This window comes from Vibrio sp. SCSIO 43153 (genome assembly GCF_023716625.1).
Lineage (GTDB): Bacteria > Pseudomonadota > Gammaproteobacteria > Enterobacterales > Vibrionaceae > Vibrio > Vibrio rotiferianus.
In genome coordinates this window covers 1080779-1097095 of record NZ_CP071855.1, presented here as the reverse complement: position 1 = coordinate 1097095, position 16317 = coordinate 1080779, and the positions used below count along the sequence as shown (strand labels likewise).

The window sequence follows — 16317 nt, the reverse complement described above, 5'->3', positions numbered from 1 at the left end:
TGTCGCGTACAGAGGTTACTTGCTCAAGACGATAATTCGGTCACACTAAGCAACGCAATCGTTTACATCATGAAAACAATTTACACACAGCAAGCGTACAAATAGGTGTGTTTAATAAAAATACGGCGTCTTGATGAAAGCTCTATGACAATCAAAAATTGAAGGGTTTTGAAAATAAAAAAGGCAGCTTGTTAGCTGCCTTTGTCGTTATAGAATCGAATTACTTCGCTTTTTTACGCTTATCAGTGATATCCCACTTGCCTTCGTTATAAAGAGCGGTCCACCCACTTGGTTTTCCGTTTTCTTCAGAACGCACATAGTTCTCCTTAGTTTTACGACTAAATCGAACTACAGCTGGGCGACCATCCGGATCTTCCTGCGGTGCTGTTGCTAAATATTTGAACTTTTCAGGCAAACGTTCTTCAAAACGCGCCAGTTCAGATACCAGCGGAGCACGAGTTTCACGTGATTTAGGGAAGTTACTTGCTGCCATAAACAGGCCAGAAGCACCATCACGTAGAACAAAGTACGCATCTGAGTTTTCGCATGGCAGTTCAGGGAAATGAACTGGATCTTCTTTCGGAGGCGCAACTTCGCCATTCTTCAGAATCTTACGAGTGTTCTTACACGTCTCACTCGTACAGTCCATGTATTTACCAAAGCGACCGTTCTTAAGCACCATGTCAGAGCCACACTTGTCACACTCAACAACTGGGCCATCATAGCCTTTCACTTTGAACTCGCCGTGTTCAACGATGTAGCCTTCACAGTTCGGGTTGTTACCACAAACGTGCATCTTACGCTTATCGTCGATCAGGTACGCATCCATCGCCGTTTCACAGATAGGACAACGCTTCTTCGCGCGCAGCGCTGCAGTTTCTACATCTTCTTCTAGAACATTGATGATGCCATCTTCATCACCCAAGTTAATCGTTGTCTTACAACGCTCTTTAGGTGGTAATGCATAACCAGAACAGCCCAGGAATACACCCGTAGATGCAGTACGGATACCCATTGGACGGCTACAAGTCGGACACTCGATGTCTGTCATCACGATGTGATTCAGCTTCATGCCGCCTTCGTTTTCGTCCTGTTCCGCTTTCTCAAGATCGCCAGTGAAGTCGGTGAAGAAGTTGTCTAGGACATCTTTCCACATCACATCGCCTTCTGCGATTTGGTCAAGCTTCTGTTCCATACGAGCTGTGAAGTCGTAGTTCATTAGGTCGTTAAAGCTGTCATCTAGGCGGTCTGTAACGATCTCGCCCATCTTCTCTGCGTAGAAACGACGCTGCTCAACTTTCACATAGCCGCGATCTTGGATCGTAGAGATGATAGAAGCGTAAGTTGAAGGACGACCAATGCCGCGCTTCTCAAGCTCTTTAACCAATGCCGCTTCTGTAAAACGTGCAGGTGGCTTAGTAAAGTGCTGTTTAGGCTCTAGTGACTCTAGGTCTAGCTTTTCGCCTAACTGAACGGCTGGAAGAATCGTATCTTCGTTTTTACCCATTGGGCGTTGTACGCGAGTCCAACCGTCAAACTTGAGGATACGGCCTTTCGCTTTTAGCGTGTATTCTGCCGCCTTCACACTGATTGTCGTTGAATCGTATTCTGCTGGCGTCATTTGACAGGCAACGAACTGATTCCAGATCAATGAATAAAGTTTGTGTGCGTCCGCATCAACACCTTGTAGGTCTTCTGATTTCACAGAAACATCTGAAGGACGAATCGCTTCGTGCGCTTCTTGTGCGCCCTCTTTGCTACCGTACGTTAGCGGTTTAGCAGGAAGGTACTTGTCTCCATACTCAGAGCCGATGAATCCACGAACCGCATCTACTGCTTCCGCACTCAAGTTGGTTGAGTCGGTACGCATATAGGTGATGTAACCCGCTTCATACAAACGCTGCGCGAGCATCATTGTCTTCTTAACGCCGTAGCCAAGACGAGTACTTGCCGCTTGTTGCAGTGTTGAAGTGATGTACGGTGCAGACGGCTTACTCTTTGTTGGGCGGTCTTCACGCTTACAAACTTCGTAGCTCGCTTTTTCCAGTACTGAAAGCGCTGCTTTGGTCTCTGTCTCGTTGACTGGCTTAAACGCAACGCCATCTTTTTGCGCAACAAGAAGTTTGAATGCAGTCTTGTCTTTAGTGTGCGTATTTGCGTTGATATCCCAGAATTCTTCTGGAATAAAAGCATTAATCTCACGTTCGCGCTCAACCAACAGCTTCACCGCTACCGACTGTACACGACCAGCAGACAGACCACGTGCCACTTTCTTCCATAGCAATGGCGAAACCATGAAACCAACAACGCGGTCCATGAATCGACGTGCTTGCTGTGCGTTAACACCATCCATATTTAGCTCACCAGGTGTTTGGAAAGCTTGTTGGATTGCATTCTTAGTAATCTCGTTAAAAACTACGCGTTTGTATCGCTCTTCATCGCCGCCGATGATCTCACGAAGGTGCCATGCGATTGCTTCCCCCTCGCGGTCCAAATCGGTTGCGAGATAGACGTGGTCAGCATCTTTGGCTAATTTTTGCAGTTCGCTTACAACTTTTTCTTTACCTGGAAGGATTTGGTAGTTCGCTTCCCAGTCATGATATGGGTTAATCCCCATTTTTTTGATCAAAGCTTTACGGTCTTTTTCTTTTTTGACTCGCGCTTTTTCTTCTGGGCTCATTCCTTTTGTAGAAATTGCCGCGGCTTTTTTCTCACCAGTGCTTTGACCGGCCGTAGGGAGATCACGCACGTGACCAACACTAGACTTAACAATAAAGTCTTTACCAAGGTACTTGTTTATCGTCTTTGCCTTGGCTGGTGACTCCACTATAACGAGTGATTTACCCATAACTGACTCTAACGTCCTTCATAATAATGCGGGTTAAAACTCCCAAAGGAAGCTACCCGCATAATGTTCTATTTCATTGCTTCTTTTTTTACTATTGTGCGAGATGAAAAGAAGATCAACTGCTTTTTTGAAATTCAGATCCGATTGGTTGACAATTCATCGCCTTTATACTTTGACAAGTCAGGGTTCTGCAAAAGGTCTTGAGCGGCATATACTAAGCAGGCAAAGTTTCCTCTCGCTAGTCGAATTCAATAAATTTTGTCTCTCATCACAAAATAATTTGTCATAAGCGATTAGAACGTAACCTTAAGTTATGGCAATGAAATATTGGCTATTTGCAGATGAGAATCGCTTCGCTACTCCCTCTATATTAACGTGCGATGTTCGTAAAACACGCAATCACAGTTTTTAGCCTGCAAACCTAAGACAATTGAGGGTATACTGCGCCCCATCAAGTTTCATTGAATGACGAGAGTGCTATGTCTGACAGAAAACACATTGAAGAATTTGACCTTCTTTTGATTGCAAACCAAATTATCCAAGAGCACGATGACTTTATCGAAGGGATGCGTGCAACAAGTGTTGAAGAAAAAGACGATGTTTTGGTATTTAAAGGTGAATATTTCTTGGATGAGAAAGGCCTACCGACACCGAAGACAACCGCGGTATTCAACATGTTTAAATACCTAGCGCATCATCTTTCTAAAGAATTCACATTGAATAAATAATTAAAATTCAATAAAAAAGCCAGAGCACTCACTCTGGCTTTTCTCTTTCAATACGATTAATTAACAGCTCAATGCTTTCAATTTATCGAAGTAGTCTGGGAATGTCTTTGACGTACACTTAGGATCGTTAATCGTCACCGGCGTATCACTTAGCGCCACCAGCGAAAAGCACATCGCCATGCGGTGATCATCGTAGGTATCAATCGCAGCATGCGTAAGCTGTGATACTGGCTTCACGATGATGTAATCTTCACCCTCTTCCACCTCTGCGCCAACTTTACGAAGCTCTGTCGCCATTGCAGATAAACGGTCAGTCTCTTTTACACGCCAGTTGTATACATTACGAATAGCGGTAGTGCCTTCAGCAAACAGCGCAGTCGTCGCAATGGTCATTGCCGCATCTGGGATATGGTTGTAATCCATATCGATGCCTTTCAATTGGCCAACACGAGAAATGACGTAATCATCGCCCCATTCGATTTCTGCACCCATTTTTTCAAGCGCATCAGCGAATTGAATATCACCCTGAATACTATTTTTACCAATACCAGTGACTTTAACTTCACCACCTTTGATCGCTGCGGCAGCCAAGAAGTAAGAAGCCGATGACGCATCACCTTCCACCAAGAAATCACCCGGAGCGACATATTGCTGGCCAGCAGGAATCACGAATTCTTGGTAATCATTGTTGATCACTTCCACACCAAACTGCTTCATGATGTGCAACGTGATATCGATGTAAGGTTTAGAAACCAACTCACCTTCGATATTGATACGAATTTCACCTTCAGCCAACGGTGCTGACATAAGAAATGCGGTAAGGAATTGGCTAGAGATTGAACCATCAATAGATACAGAGCCAGACTTAAGTCCCGTTCCTATGATTTTTAGTGGTGGATAATTTTCACTCTCTAGGTAAGTTACATCTGCACCCGCTGCTTTCAACGCAGTAACTAGATGACCAATTGGGCGTTCTTTCATGCGAGGCTCGCCGGTAAGAACATACTCACCTTCACCTAAACATAGAGCAGCTGCAAGTGGACGCATCGCTGTACCTGCATTGCCTAGAAAAAGCTCAACTGGTTCAGAAACAGAAAAAGGTCGGCCAAGACCTTCTACGACACATTCCGTTTTGTCTTCAGACAATTTGTATTGAACGCCAAGCTTAGTCAGCGCGTTCAACATATGACGAATATCATCGCTGTCGAGAAGGTTGGTCAAACGAGTGGTGCCTTTTGCTAGTGCAGCAAGAAGCAAAGCTCGGTTGGAAACGCTTTTTGACCCAGGAAGGTTCACTTCCCCTTGAATTTTATTGATAGGTTGTAACGTTAGGCTTTCCATTAAAAGTTGATAATCCTTTGTGCTCTCAACTTAACCGTTTTTGAGAGCTAAACAATTCTTCGTAAATTCAGACTAACGAAAAAACCGCCACAAAACCAGAGCAAACCTAAGCTATTTTTTGAATAATTAATCAGCCTTGCTTTTGTAACGCAAACGTTGGCTTAATAGGCAATGTCGACTCTAACGCCATCATCAAAGTACAAGATTCGAACATCATCACCTCGGGAAAACAACATAGTATTATCAACGTCTTGTATTACGTTGATAAGTTTGTTGCCATCAACCTTGATCAGCAGTTCTACCAACTTGTATTCCACGGTATATTCGTAATTGCCGCGATTTCTGACTACCGCAGCGCCAGCAAGCGCACCAACTGCAGTCGCTACTTCTTTGCCCGTACCACCACCAAATTGGTTACCAACTAAACCACCGATGGTAGCTCCGAGCAATGTTTCCCAGCCGGTACTTTGTGACTGTTTTATCTCTTGCTGCGTTATGTATCGCACAGAATCAACTTTACCATACACGACTTGATTCACGGGTTTTGCTACATTTCTTTCATAAGCTGCATTGGCGAAAAATGGCAAAAACAGTATGATCCATGCCCATCGTTTTATATTAAATATTACTCCGCTCATAATAAGCTCCTATAGGCTCTGATGTTGGTAATTTTATCTTTATGGCTATCTATCTAACTGAACTTGGTGATTCGCTCTCATTTCCATCACCTTACGAAGCATTGAGCGATCCAAACGGTTTGCTCGCTTTTGGTGGTGACCTGAATCCTGAACGTATTCTTAATGGCTACCATCAAGGTATTTTCCCTTGGTATGGTCCCGGAGAGCCGATTCTTTGGTGGAGCCCATCACCGCGCGCTGTATTTGCTCCTTTGACATTTAAGCCTTCCAAAAGCTTAAAAAAGTTTCAGCGTAAACAACAGTATAAAGTAACATTAAACAACGCAACTGAACGCGTCATTCAGCTATGCTCTTCAACTCGCCCAGCAGAAGAAACTTGGCTCAATGAAGAGATGCAAACTTCATATATTGAGCTAGCAAAACGCGGCCATTGCCACTCTGTAGAAGTATGGCACGATGAGAAATTAATTGGCGGTTTATACGGTATTAGCGTAGGGCAACTTTTTTGTGGTGAATCAATGTTCAGCCTTAAAGACAACGCCTCCAAAATTGCATTGTGGTATTTATGCGAACATTTGGCGTCAAACCAGGGTCAATTGATCGATTGCCAGGTAATGAACCCGCATCTTAAGTCACTTGGAGCAATTGAAATTGAACGTGACGAGTTCGTCCAAAAACTACTATCTTTAAGAGACAAGAAAACCAATCTGGGAACATTCGAACCACAAACTCTTCAAGGCGTCGTATCATGAGCACGGATCTGCAACAAATTCGTATCGGTTTAACGAACAATCATCCATGCAGCTACTTACCAGAGCGTGAAGAGCGCGTGGCCGTTGCGCTTGATGCTAGTCTACACAACGAACAGAACTATCAGATTTTGATGGCCAATGGGTTCCGTCGCAGCGGTGACACGATTTATAAACCTCATTGTGAAAACTGTAATGCTTGCCAGCCCATTCGTATTGCAGTGCAGGATTTTGTCGCCTCAAAGAGTCAAAAGCGGTTACTCAAGAAAGGCCAAACTTTTTATTGGGAAATGAAAAGTAAACTCGACGATGGTTGGTTTGAGCTCTACAGCCATTACATTTGCCAAAGGCACAAAAATGGAACCATGTACCCCCCAAAAGAAGATGAGTTTGAACGATTTGCTCAAACGACATGGTTAACCACTGGGTTCCTTCATATTTATGACGAAAGTCATCGCTTATTAGCCGTTGCTGTTACCGATATAATGGAGCATTGTGCAAGCGCATTTTATACCTTCTTTGATCCTGACTTTCCTTTATCTCTTGGTACATTAGCCGTACTGTTTCAATTGGAGTACTGTCAAAAACAGAGTAAAGATTGGTTATATTTGGGCTATCAGATCGATGAATGTCCAGCGATGAACTACAAAACTCGCTTTCAACGACACCAAAGGCTAGTAAATCAGCGTTGGCAAGGGTAGAATACGCTCCAACTTTACATAATTACTGTTTAGCGGCAAAATAAGCGCGCTAATACCGCCTAATTTCTAAAGAGGATTAAATGGCTAAAGAAGACGTAATTGAGATGCAAGGCACTGTGCTTGACACTCTACCAAACACTATGTTCCGCGTTGAACTTGAAAACGGTCACGTTGTGACTGCACACATCTCTGGCAAGATGCGTAAGAACTACATCCGTATTCTTACTGGTGATAAAGTAACTGTAGAGATGACTCCATACGACCTATCTAAAGGCCGCATCGTCTTCCGCGCTCGTTAATCATAGATTTTCGGATGCAAATAAAAAACGGAGCTTATTGCTCCGTTTTTTAGTTAATGCTAAAGCAATTCAGCCAGTTCCTTTGTGAGTTGCAATACCGGCCTGTTACCGACATCATAGTTACCTGCTGTCGCGACAATTACCGCATTTTTACTTGGTAGCATCATAATGTATTGCTCACCAATGCCTACCGCGGCAACAGCGTTATTGACATTTGATACTTGCCAAAAATGCAGACCGTACCCCATTTCATAGCCAGTAAATTGGCTCAATCTCAATTCATCAAACCACTTGTTGCCAACAACTCGTTTGCCCGCATATTCACCTTTATGCAGCCACATAAGACCAAATTTACCCATATCAGTTGAGGTTAAGCGTAAGCCCCAATCTGCCCCAGGCTCTCCACTTCCTAATTGAGTTAACCATTGATACTGAACAATACCGAGAGGAGAAAATAGCTTCTCTTTCATTACCTTTGTAAAAGGCTTTTCATAGACTTTCTCAATCACCTTAGAAAGCCCAATGGTTGAGAGCCCGCTATAGGCAAAGCGAGTTCCAGGTTCAAAAGAGAGAGGTGTAGACAAAAACTGCTCAAGCAAGTTTTTGGCATTATAGTGCCGAGCAAAAATATTGCCCTGCTTGTACGGAGAGCTCAATTCATCCAACGCAAAGCCAGTCGACATATTCATCACGTCTCGAAGTGTGATGTTCAGCTTCTTATCTCGATCGCTAGCTTGATATTCAGGAAAAAAGCTAAAAATTGGTACATCTAAGCTTTCTATTTTACCTTCATCAATCGCAATGAAGATAAGGGTGGCTACAAACGACTTGGTTACTGAGTGAACATTATGAAGGACATCGCGACCTACGGCTAAGTTAGCGGTGTGGTAATTACCATTTCTTCCGCTTCCCTCTCGATAAAGTTCGAGTACTAAACGATCATTCTGCCAGACTAACAAACTATGGATGTTTGCCGCTTTACCTCGTTCTATGCGAGCGACTATAGGCTCAAAAACTGCGGTATTTTTCTCTATATGCAAATGACTATTGTCACAAGCAACCAACAGCAAGCACAGCACGATTAATAGTCGTTTCATTGAATTGACGCTCCAGTCCATATCCTACCCATGACTAAAACAGAATTGGTTTGCGACGTCAGCGTGCTATAAGAATAAAAAAAAAGCGTGCGACTCGTCGCACGCTTTTACCAGGACTAACTGATAATGTTAGTGAAGCGCAGCTTCTTTCTCGCTCAAGTACTCAAACTTAAGCTCGTCTTTCACTAGTGTCACCTTCACTGTACCACCGTCAACCAATGAGCCGAACAGAAGTTCATTCGCCAAAGGTTTCTTAAGCTGCTCTTGGATAACACGTCCCATTGGGCGAGCCCCCATCGCTTTGTCGTAACCTTTGTGCGCTAACCAATGACGAGCATCTTGTGATACTTCCATCGATACGCCACGAGCATCCAATTGAACTTGAAGCTCCACGATGAACTTATCAACTACTTGATGGATAACTGCTTCATCCAAGCTATTAAACCAGATGATGTTATCTAGACGGTTACGGAACTCTGGTGTGAACACTTTCTTGATTTCCGCCATCGCGTCATGGCTGTTATCTTGTTGGATAAGACCAATCGATTTTTTCTCAGTTTCAGCCACACCTGCGTTGGTTGTCATCACAAGAATAACATTACGGAAGTCTGCTTTACGGCCGTTGTTATCTGTCAGCGTGCCGTTATCCATCACTTGAAGTAGCAAGTTAAAGATATCTGGGTGCGCTTTTTCGATTTCATCAAGCAGAACGACTGAATGAGGGTGCTTAAGCACAGCATCGGTCAACAGACCACCTTGGTCATAGCCTACGTAACCAGGAGGCGCACCAATCAAGCGGCTTACTGAGTGACGCTCACCGTACTCAGACATATCAAAGCGCAGTAGTTCAATACCAAGTAGTTTTGAAAGCTGAACGGTGACTTCTGTTTTACCAACACCAGTAGGACCAGCAAACAGGAATGAACCTACAGGCTTGTTATCTACACCAAGCCCTGCACGCGACAGTTTAATCGCTTCAGAGAGTGCATCAATCGCGTTGTCTTGACCGAATACCAACATCTTCATCTTGTCATCAAGATTCTTCAGAATGTCTTTATCAGAAGACGACACTGATTTTTCCGGAATGCGCGCCATCTTAGCAACCATCGATTCGATGTCTGCAACGCCAACGGTCTTCTTACGACGACTTGCTGGTGCTAGGCGGCTGCGAGCACCCGCTTCATCGATCACGTCGATAGCTTTGTCTGGTAGATGGCGTTCATTAATGTATTTCGCCGATAGCTCTACTGCTGCGCGCAACGCTTTGTTGGTGTAACGCACTTCATGGTGAGCTTCGTACTTAGGTTTCAAACCAATCAAGATCTTCGTCGTATCATCCAAAGAAGGCTCTACTACATCGATCTTTTGGAAACGACGCGACAATGCACGCTCTTTCTCAAAGATGTTGCTGTACTCTTGGTACGTCGTTGAACCGATACAACGCAACTTACCGCTGCTTAGCAGAGGCTTAATCAGATTAGCAGCATCGACTTGACCACCAGAAGCTGCACCCGCACCGATGATGGTATGAATTTCATCGATGAACAGAATCGCGTCTTCTTCTTTTTCAAGCTGCTTCAAAACAGATTTAAAGCGTTTCTCAAAATCACCACGGTATTTAGTACCAGCCAGTAGGGAGCCGATATCTAAGGAATAAATCACGCTATTTTGAATCACTTCAGGCACTTGGCCTTCCACAATTCTCCACGCAAGACCTTCCGCGATAGCCGTTTTACCTACGCCAGCTTCACCCACAAGTAATGGGTTATTCTTACGACGACGGCACAGTACTTGGATCGTGCGTTCTAGCTCTTTGTCACGACCAATCAATGGGTCGATATTACCTGCTTTCGCAACTTGGTTTAGGTTAGTTGCAAAGCTTTCCAGACGCTCTTCTGGGTTGGTTTCTTCAGGTGCTTCTGAGCCAAACGAATCAGACGAAGAAGAATCTTCACTTGAGCCCGATGCTTTAGTGATGCCGTGAGAGATAAAGTTAACAATGTCCAAACGAGAAATGTCGTTCTTTTTGAGCAGATAAGCTGCGTGAGATTCTTGCTCACTGAAAATGGCAACGAGGACGTTTGCCCCTGTTACTTCGCTGCGACCAGACGACTGAACATGGAAGACGGCGCGTTGAAGTACACGCTGGAAACTCAATGTCGGCTGGGTTTCGCGCGTCTCATCACTTTCTGGGATGAGCGGCGTTGTTTGGTCGATAAAAATATCGAGTTCATTTCGCAAAGCATCAAGGTCCGCTTTGCAGGCTAGAAGGGCTTCCTTAGCTGCATCATTTTCCAATAATGCAAGTAGGAGGTGTTCGACAGTCATGAACTCGTGGCGTTTATCACGTGCACGAGCGAATGCACCGTTAAGGCTTGACTCTAGTTCTTTATTTAGCATAAGTACCTCCCGAAAGAACAACTTGGGTTGCTCGAGCAAGTCTTCTTATTACGCTTGCTCCATAGTACATAGTAGCGGATGCTCATTTTCCCTTGAGTACATCGTCACTTGCGCTACTTTTGTTTCGGCAATTTCTGCGCTAAAAGTTCCGCAGACTGCCTTTCCTTCATAGTGAACCTTGAGCATAATTTGCGTCGCTTTGTCGATATCATGTGAAAAGAAACGCTCAAGTATCTCTATGACGAAATCCATAGGGGTATAATCATCATTATTTAGTACAACGTTATACAGCTTAGGAGGCTGAATTTTTGTACTTTCTTTCTCCAGAAGATCGGAGTCTGGAGTTACCCATTCAAAATTTTTACTCATGGCTATCTAAAAGTTATCGTATCAAAGGGTTGATGGTTTTACCTGCTTCGCAACAGACTACCATAAGCATACCGTGCGGTGTAGTGAGATAAGGCACCTAAATGCACTTTGATTGATAAAATTTTTCTCTTACATAGAGCCTAATCCACCAGTTCACTCGCTGCAAATAAAAGATTTTCTGATACGGACAAAAGTCGATTATTAAACCAGCAACTGAGTACTTTTCGTTGGTGGAATTTATCCCCCTCTCTAGTAAAAGGCAGAGATCACATTTACTCCACGAGCACCCTCTTAATTTCACTATTTATGCAGTTTCAACTCTTACCACACATTTTTCTAATATAAGCCTTGTGGATAGTATCTTTTACCACTCTTAATCACACTTATAGACCGATACTCTAATTCTCAGATTATATTGACAAAAGACATTGCAAAATTGTTAATCTCAAAAGTGATTTGTTTTCAAATATGTTGTTTTTTGTACATATTTGCTATTGACTGTCTCACCTCTTTGACTACAGTGGAATGTGTTGATGCATATTTTTTCAGTGGTGTTGTAGCTGGAGGCTTACTGCTTCGCTGAGAGTTTGCGCAACAATGACGTGTATTAGCATTATTGCTAAGAGAAGTACTTTGGCTAAAGGTATGGCCGAAGTGAAGAACAACATCAGTAAAAAATGCATGAGGGATGTAAACGCATGGCTACAGGTACAGTAAAGTGGTTTAACAATGCCAAAGGATTTGGGTTTATCTGTTCGGATCAAGAAGAGGGAGACATATTCGCCCACTACTCTACTATCCAAATGGACGGTTATCGTACACTGAAAGCAGGCCAACAAGTCTCATACGAGGTTGAAAAAGGTCCAAAAGGTTCACACGCAAGCAGCGTAGTACCAATAGAAGACCTAGCCAAATAAATAAAGCGCTGTCGGAAAGACAAACCATTTGCTCTCGTCAAAGCACAACATAACTTGCTTTTATGAAGAGAAAAATAAACCCGCTTAAAGCGGGTTTATTGTTTTTATCAGTCTTTGACACGCGCTACCTAAGTAGCGCGTACAGAGTTACTTGTTGATAATAGCGTTCAACGTCGCGCTTGGACGCATCAATGTCGATGCTAGAGCGTCATCCAGAGAGTAGTAACCACCTAACTCTCCTTTTACACCCTGGGCATTGTTTAGCTCAGAAACAATCGCGTCTTCTTGCTCTGCCAACGCTTTTGCTACTGGTGCAAACTCTGCCGCAAGATCGGCGTCGACCGCTTGCTCAGCCAAAGCTTTCGCCCAGTACGATGCCAAGTAGTAATGGCTACCGCGGTTATCTAACTCACCAACTTTGCGAGAAGGTGATTTGTTTTCATCGAGGAACTCACCTGTCGCTTTATCAAGTGCGTCGGCCAGAACTTGAGCTTTTGCATTGCCAGCAACTGTACTTAGATGCTCAAGAGACGCAGCAAGTGCAAGGAACTCACCTAGAGAATCCCAACGCAAGTGGTTCTCTTTCTCTACCTGTTGAACGTGTTTAGGAGCTGAACCGCCCGCACCTGTTTCGAATAGGCCGCCACCATTCATAAGTGGAACGATAGACAGCATCTTCGCAGATGTACCTAGCTCTAAGATTGGGAACAAATCAGTTAGGTAGTCGCGAAGTACGTTACCTGTTACCGAGATTGTATCTAGACCTTCTTTGATACGCTCTAGAGAGAATTTACATGCATCGATTGGTGCAAGGATCTTAATTTCTAGACCTGAAGTGTCGTGTGCAGGAAGGTATGCATTTACTTTCTTGATAAGCTCTGCATCGTGAGCACGCGCTTCATCAAGCCAGAACACAGCCGGTGCACCCGAAGCACGAGCGCGAGTTACAGCAAGTTTCACCCAATCTTGGATCGGCGCATCTTTGACCTGACACATACGGAAGATGTCACCTTCTTCTACAGCTTGCTCAAGAAGAACTGCACCAGAAGCATCTACAACGCGTACAGTACCTGCTGCATCTAGAATGAATGTTTTATCGTGTGAACCGTATTCTTCGGCCTTCTGAGCCATTAGGCCTACGTTTGGAACGCTACCCATTGTTGTTGGGTCAAACGCGCCGTGCTCTTTACAGAAGTCGATAACCGCTTGGTAAATACCTGCATAGCTACGATCTGGAATCATTGCTTTGGTATCTTTCTGCTTACCGTCTGGTCCCCACATTTGGCCAGAAGCACGTAGCATTGCAGGCATAGAAGCATCAACAATGATATCGCTTGGTACGTGTAGGTTAGTAATACCACGATCTGAATCCACCATCGCTAGTGCTGGTTGCGTTTCGTATACCGCAAGAATAGCCGCTTCGATTTCTGCTTTTTGTTCCGCAGGTAGCGCATCGATCTTCGCATATACGTCACCGATACCGTTGTTTACATCAACGCCTAGCTCTTCAAACAGCTTGCCGTATTTCGCAAATACGTCTTTGTAGTAAACCTTAACTGCGTGGCCGAAGATAACTGGATCCGACACCTTCATCATGGTCGCTTTCATATGCAGAGAAAGCAGGACGTCTTGTTGTTTTGCTTCTGCAATTTCTTTCTCGAAGAACTCAACAAGCGCTTTCTTGTTCATTACTGAACAATCGATCACTTCTTTGTCTTGCAGAGGGAATGCTGATTTAAGTTCTTTTACCGAACCATCAGCAGCAACAAATTCGATTTTTACGTCAGTCGCACCAGAAACAGTTGTCGACTTTTCACTACCGAAGAAATCGTTGTCCGCCATGCTTGAGACATGAGATTGGGAATCAGCTGACCATGCACCCATTGAGTGTGGATTCTTCTTCGCGTAATTCTTTACTGAAAGTGGCGCACGACGGTCTGAGTTACCTTCGCGTAGAACTGGGTTAACCGCACTACCTTTGATTTTGTCGTAAGTCGCTTTAATCGCTTCTTCTTCGTAAGTGCTCGGTTCTTCTGGGTAGTTTGGTAGTTCGTAGCCTTTTGCTTGTAGCTCTTTAATAGCCGCTTTTAACTGTGGAATAGACGCAGAAATGTTTGGAAGCTTGATGATGTTTGCTTCTGGTGTTTTTGCCAACTCACCAAGTTCTGTTAGCGCGTCACCGATGCGCTGCTCTTCTTTTAAATGCTCTGGGAAGTTAGCGATAATACGACCCGCTAACGAAATATCACGTGTATCTACATTAATGCCAGACGATGCGGTAAACGATTGAATGATTGGTAGTAATGAATAGGTTGCTAACGCCGGGGCTTCATCAGTGATTGTGTAGATAATTGTAGGTTTTTCTGTAGGCATGAAATTTCCCTATTTTTTACTCAACTAAGCTGAACAACTCAGCAACTGAGTTTGTTGAATTGACGCATTGCTAAACGTTAGTAGTGCATTTCTCCTCACCAACGCGACATGCGGTTTGCACTCTTTTTTATAGTTTGAAGCTCTATGGCTCTCTATCCATGAGTACACTTTGTGCCAAGTTTACTTTTATGCTGTGCTTATGTAGGAACACCGCCCTAAAAGCAACTTGGCTATATCATTAAACAAATAACACTAAATAGTCTATTATTCTGTGCGCTTTTGTTAGTTTTAGGCGCGCAAATGATAGCCGATCAGAAGAAAACTTAAAACTTTCAAACACAGTTCATTTACATTTTTGCAAGGTAGTTAACATGTCATCTCGCACGGGTCATGAGAAAGGTCGCCGCAGCAACCAATCTAAATCAAGCCATTTTAAACGCTCAAGTAAGCCAAACCATTCAAATGGACCAGCTAAAAATAGGCCAGGCCGCACAACCCGATCCTCAAAACCCGCGAGGCAACGCATTGCACCTGAAGATCGTAAAGTGATTATCTTCAACAAGCCATATGACACGTTAAGCCAGTTTACTGATGGGGATGGTCGCAAAACCTTAGCGGATTACATCCCAGTGAAAGATGTATACGCTGCAGGGCGATTGGATAGAGACAGTGAAGGTCTGATGGTGCTAACAAACGATGGCATCTTGCAGGCTAAGTTAACGCAGCCTCAATCGAAATCACCAAAAACCTATTGGGTACAGGTAGACGGTGCGCCTCAAGAAGAAGACTTAGAGAAGCTACGAAAGGGAGTGGAACTGAGAGACGGCATGACGTTACCTGCAAAAGTTGAAGTGATGCCTGAGCCAGCGATCTGGGACAGAACCCCACCCGTCCGGTTTAGAGCAAATATCCCCACGACTTGGTTATCCATTACCATCATTGAGGGTCGAAACCGTCAAGTTAGGCGTATGACAGCGCATATCGGCTTCCCAACGCTGCGTTTAGTTCGTTACTCAATGGGCGATATACAGCTTAATGATTTAACACCCGGAGAGTGGAAAGAAATCAAACTCTAACTTCAAACCTCAAAAAACATAAAAGCAGGCATTAGCCTGCTTTTTTAGCTTTTACTACTACAAATAACGATTATTGTTGAGCGACCCACTTCTTAAATGTTTCTTTTTCTTGTGGCGTTGCTTTGTTATACATCGTCTTTAAAAGATCAACCATTTGGCTGTCTTGAGTTGTGTGTTTCTGGCTACTCTTAATTTCCTGAGCTTTAGGCTCTATTTCGCTTACCGCTTGTTGGTGTTGGTTAACTGTCACGTAAGTAACCGCGACACTAGCAAGACCACCAGCGATATTGTAGTTGCGTGCCTCTTGAGAATAGTTACGACCGATTTGAACGCCATCAGATTCTAATACGTCTTCAACCAAATCAATTAGCTGCCCTTTAGAATCAAGTAACTGCCACGCCAACGGAGAAATGTTTGTTTGTGCTTGTCGATAAGTTTTGAATTTAGGTAACTCGAACGTTAGTTCTTCATCTGTTGCATCGAATTTGGCTATGATGACGTCACCATAAACGCCTTTAATGTCATCACCGATTTCAAACTCTGGCTGATATTTGAAAACAATCTGGTTTGTTCCGTCCGGGAGCTCCATCGTTTTCTCACCTGAAAATAAGCCGCCCTCTAACTTTGGCTTCTCCATATTTACAGACAATAATTTCACATCCTCAGGCACTACCAGAGTTGTCGCAGCGTACAGGTTTGCACTTGCAAACAAAGACAATACCATTGCTGCTTTTAGTGATAACTGCATAGACTTATATTCCTTATCTTCAATAAAAAAGAC

At 43.8% G+C, this 16317-nt stretch carries 14 protein-coding genes; 6 read left to right on the top strand and 8 right to left on the bottom strand.

Features of this window, described 5'->3' with window-relative positions; all coding sequences use genetic code 11:
• Positions 1-220: 220 nt before the first annotated feature.
• Positions 221-2848, bottom strand: a complete 2628-nt coding sequence (topA, locus tag J4N37_RS05025; RefSeq protein WP_010447216.1) for a type I DNA topoisomerase — start codon at positions 2846-2848, stop codon at positions 221-223.
• 479 nt (positions 2849-3327) lie between these two features.
• Here topA and J4N37_RS05020 point away from each other — a divergent pair, with 479 nt between their 5' ends.
• Positions 3328-3576 (top strand): YciN family protein, encoded by a 249-nt coding sequence (locus tag J4N37_RS05020; RefSeq protein ID WP_010447215.1) that lies wholly within the window; start codon positions 3328-3330, stop codon positions 3574-3576.
• A gap of 60 nt (positions 3577-3636) precedes the next feature.
• On the opposite strand, the gene aroA is transcribed toward J4N37_RS05020, so the two are convergent.
• Entirely contained in the window at positions 3637-4917 is a 1281-nt protein-coding gene (gene aroA, locus J4N37_RS05015; protein ID WP_038885820.1) for a 3-phosphoshikimate 1-carboxyvinyltransferase, read from the bottom strand.
• Between the two features lie 161 nt (positions 4918-5078).
• Positions 5079-5555 (bottom strand): outer membrane lipoprotein, encoded by a 477-nt coding sequence (locus J4N37_RS05010; protein ID WP_252041810.1) that lies wholly within the window; start codon positions 5553-5555, stop codon positions 5079-5081.
• Between the two features lie 41 nt (positions 5556-5596).
• Here J4N37_RS05010 and aat point away from each other — a divergent pair, with 41 nt between their 5' ends.
• From aat to infA, 3 genes are all read left to right on the top strand, one after another.
• On the top strand, positions 5597-6307 hold the full coding sequence (gene aat / locus J4N37_RS05005; RefSeq protein ID WP_252041809.1) for a leucyl/phenylalanyl-tRNA--protein transferase: 711 nt from the start codon (positions 5597-5599) through the stop codon (positions 6305-6307).
• Positions 6304-7005, top strand: coding sequence for an arginyltransferase (locus tag J4N37_RS05000; RefSeq protein WP_010447211.1), 702 nt, complete (start codon positions 6304-6306; stop codon positions 7003-7005). Before aat ends, J4N37_RS05000 begins: the two co-directional genes overlap by 4 nt.
• A gap of 80 nt (positions 7006-7085) precedes the next feature.
• On the top strand, positions 7086-7304 hold the full coding sequence (infA, locus tag J4N37_RS04995; protein WP_001040192.1) for a translation initiation factor IF-1: 219 nt from the start codon (positions 7086-7088) through the stop codon (positions 7302-7304).
• Positions 7305-7363: 59 nt separating this feature from the next.
• Here the strand turns inward: infA and J4N37_RS04990 are convergent, their stop codons facing one another.
• The 3 genes from J4N37_RS04990 to clpS all read right to left on the bottom strand — a co-directional run bounded on the left by J4N37_RS04990 (position 7364) and on the right by clpS (position 11170).
• On the bottom strand, positions 7364-8401 hold the full coding sequence (locus J4N37_RS04990) for a serine hydrolase domain-containing protein (RefSeq protein WP_252041808.1): 1038 nt from the start codon (positions 8399-8401) through the stop codon (positions 7364-7366).
• A 129-nt stretch (positions 8402-8530) separates the two neighbouring features.
• Positions 8531-10801 (bottom strand): ATP-dependent Clp protease ATP-binding subunit ClpA, encoded by a 2271-nt coding sequence (clpA, locus tag J4N37_RS04985; protein WP_038885816.1) that lies wholly within the window; start codon positions 10799-10801, stop codon positions 8531-8533.
• Positions 10802-10849: 48 nt separating this feature from the next.
• Entirely contained in the window at positions 10850-11170 is a 321-nt protein-coding gene (gene clpS, locus J4N37_RS04980) for an ATP-dependent Clp protease adapter ClpS (RefSeq protein WP_010447208.1), read from the bottom strand.
• A gap of 698 nt (positions 11171-11868) precedes the next feature.
• On the opposite strand from clpS, the gene cspD reads away from it, so the two are divergent.
• Complete coding sequence (gene cspD / locus J4N37_RS04975; RefSeq protein WP_010447207.1) at positions 11869-12087, top strand: cold shock domain-containing protein CspD; 219 nt, start codon at positions 11869-11871, stop codon at positions 12085-12087.
• Positions 12088-12234: 147 nt separating this feature from the next.
• Here the strand turns inward: cspD and J4N37_RS04970 are convergent, their stop codons facing one another.
• A complete protein-coding gene (locus J4N37_RS04970) occupies positions 12235-14460 on the bottom strand; it encodes an NADP-dependent isocitrate dehydrogenase (protein ID WP_252041807.1) in 2226 nt (741 codons plus the stop codon).
• 371 nt (positions 14461-14831) lie between these two features.
• Here J4N37_RS04970 and J4N37_RS04965 point away from each other — a divergent pair, with 371 nt between their 5' ends.
• Positions 14832-15536 (top strand): pseudouridine synthase, encoded by a 705-nt coding sequence (locus J4N37_RS04965; protein WP_252041805.1) that lies wholly within the window; start codon positions 14832-14834, stop codon positions 15534-15536.
• A 70-nt stretch (positions 15537-15606) separates the two neighbouring features.
• On the opposite strand, the gene J4N37_RS04960 is transcribed toward J4N37_RS04965, so the two are convergent.
• On the bottom strand, positions 15607-16260 hold the full coding sequence (locus tag J4N37_RS04960) for a DUF2057 family protein (protein ID WP_503048339.1): 654 nt from the start codon (positions 16258-16260) through the stop codon (positions 15607-15609).
• Between the last annotated feature and the right edge of the window lie 57 nt (positions 16261-16317).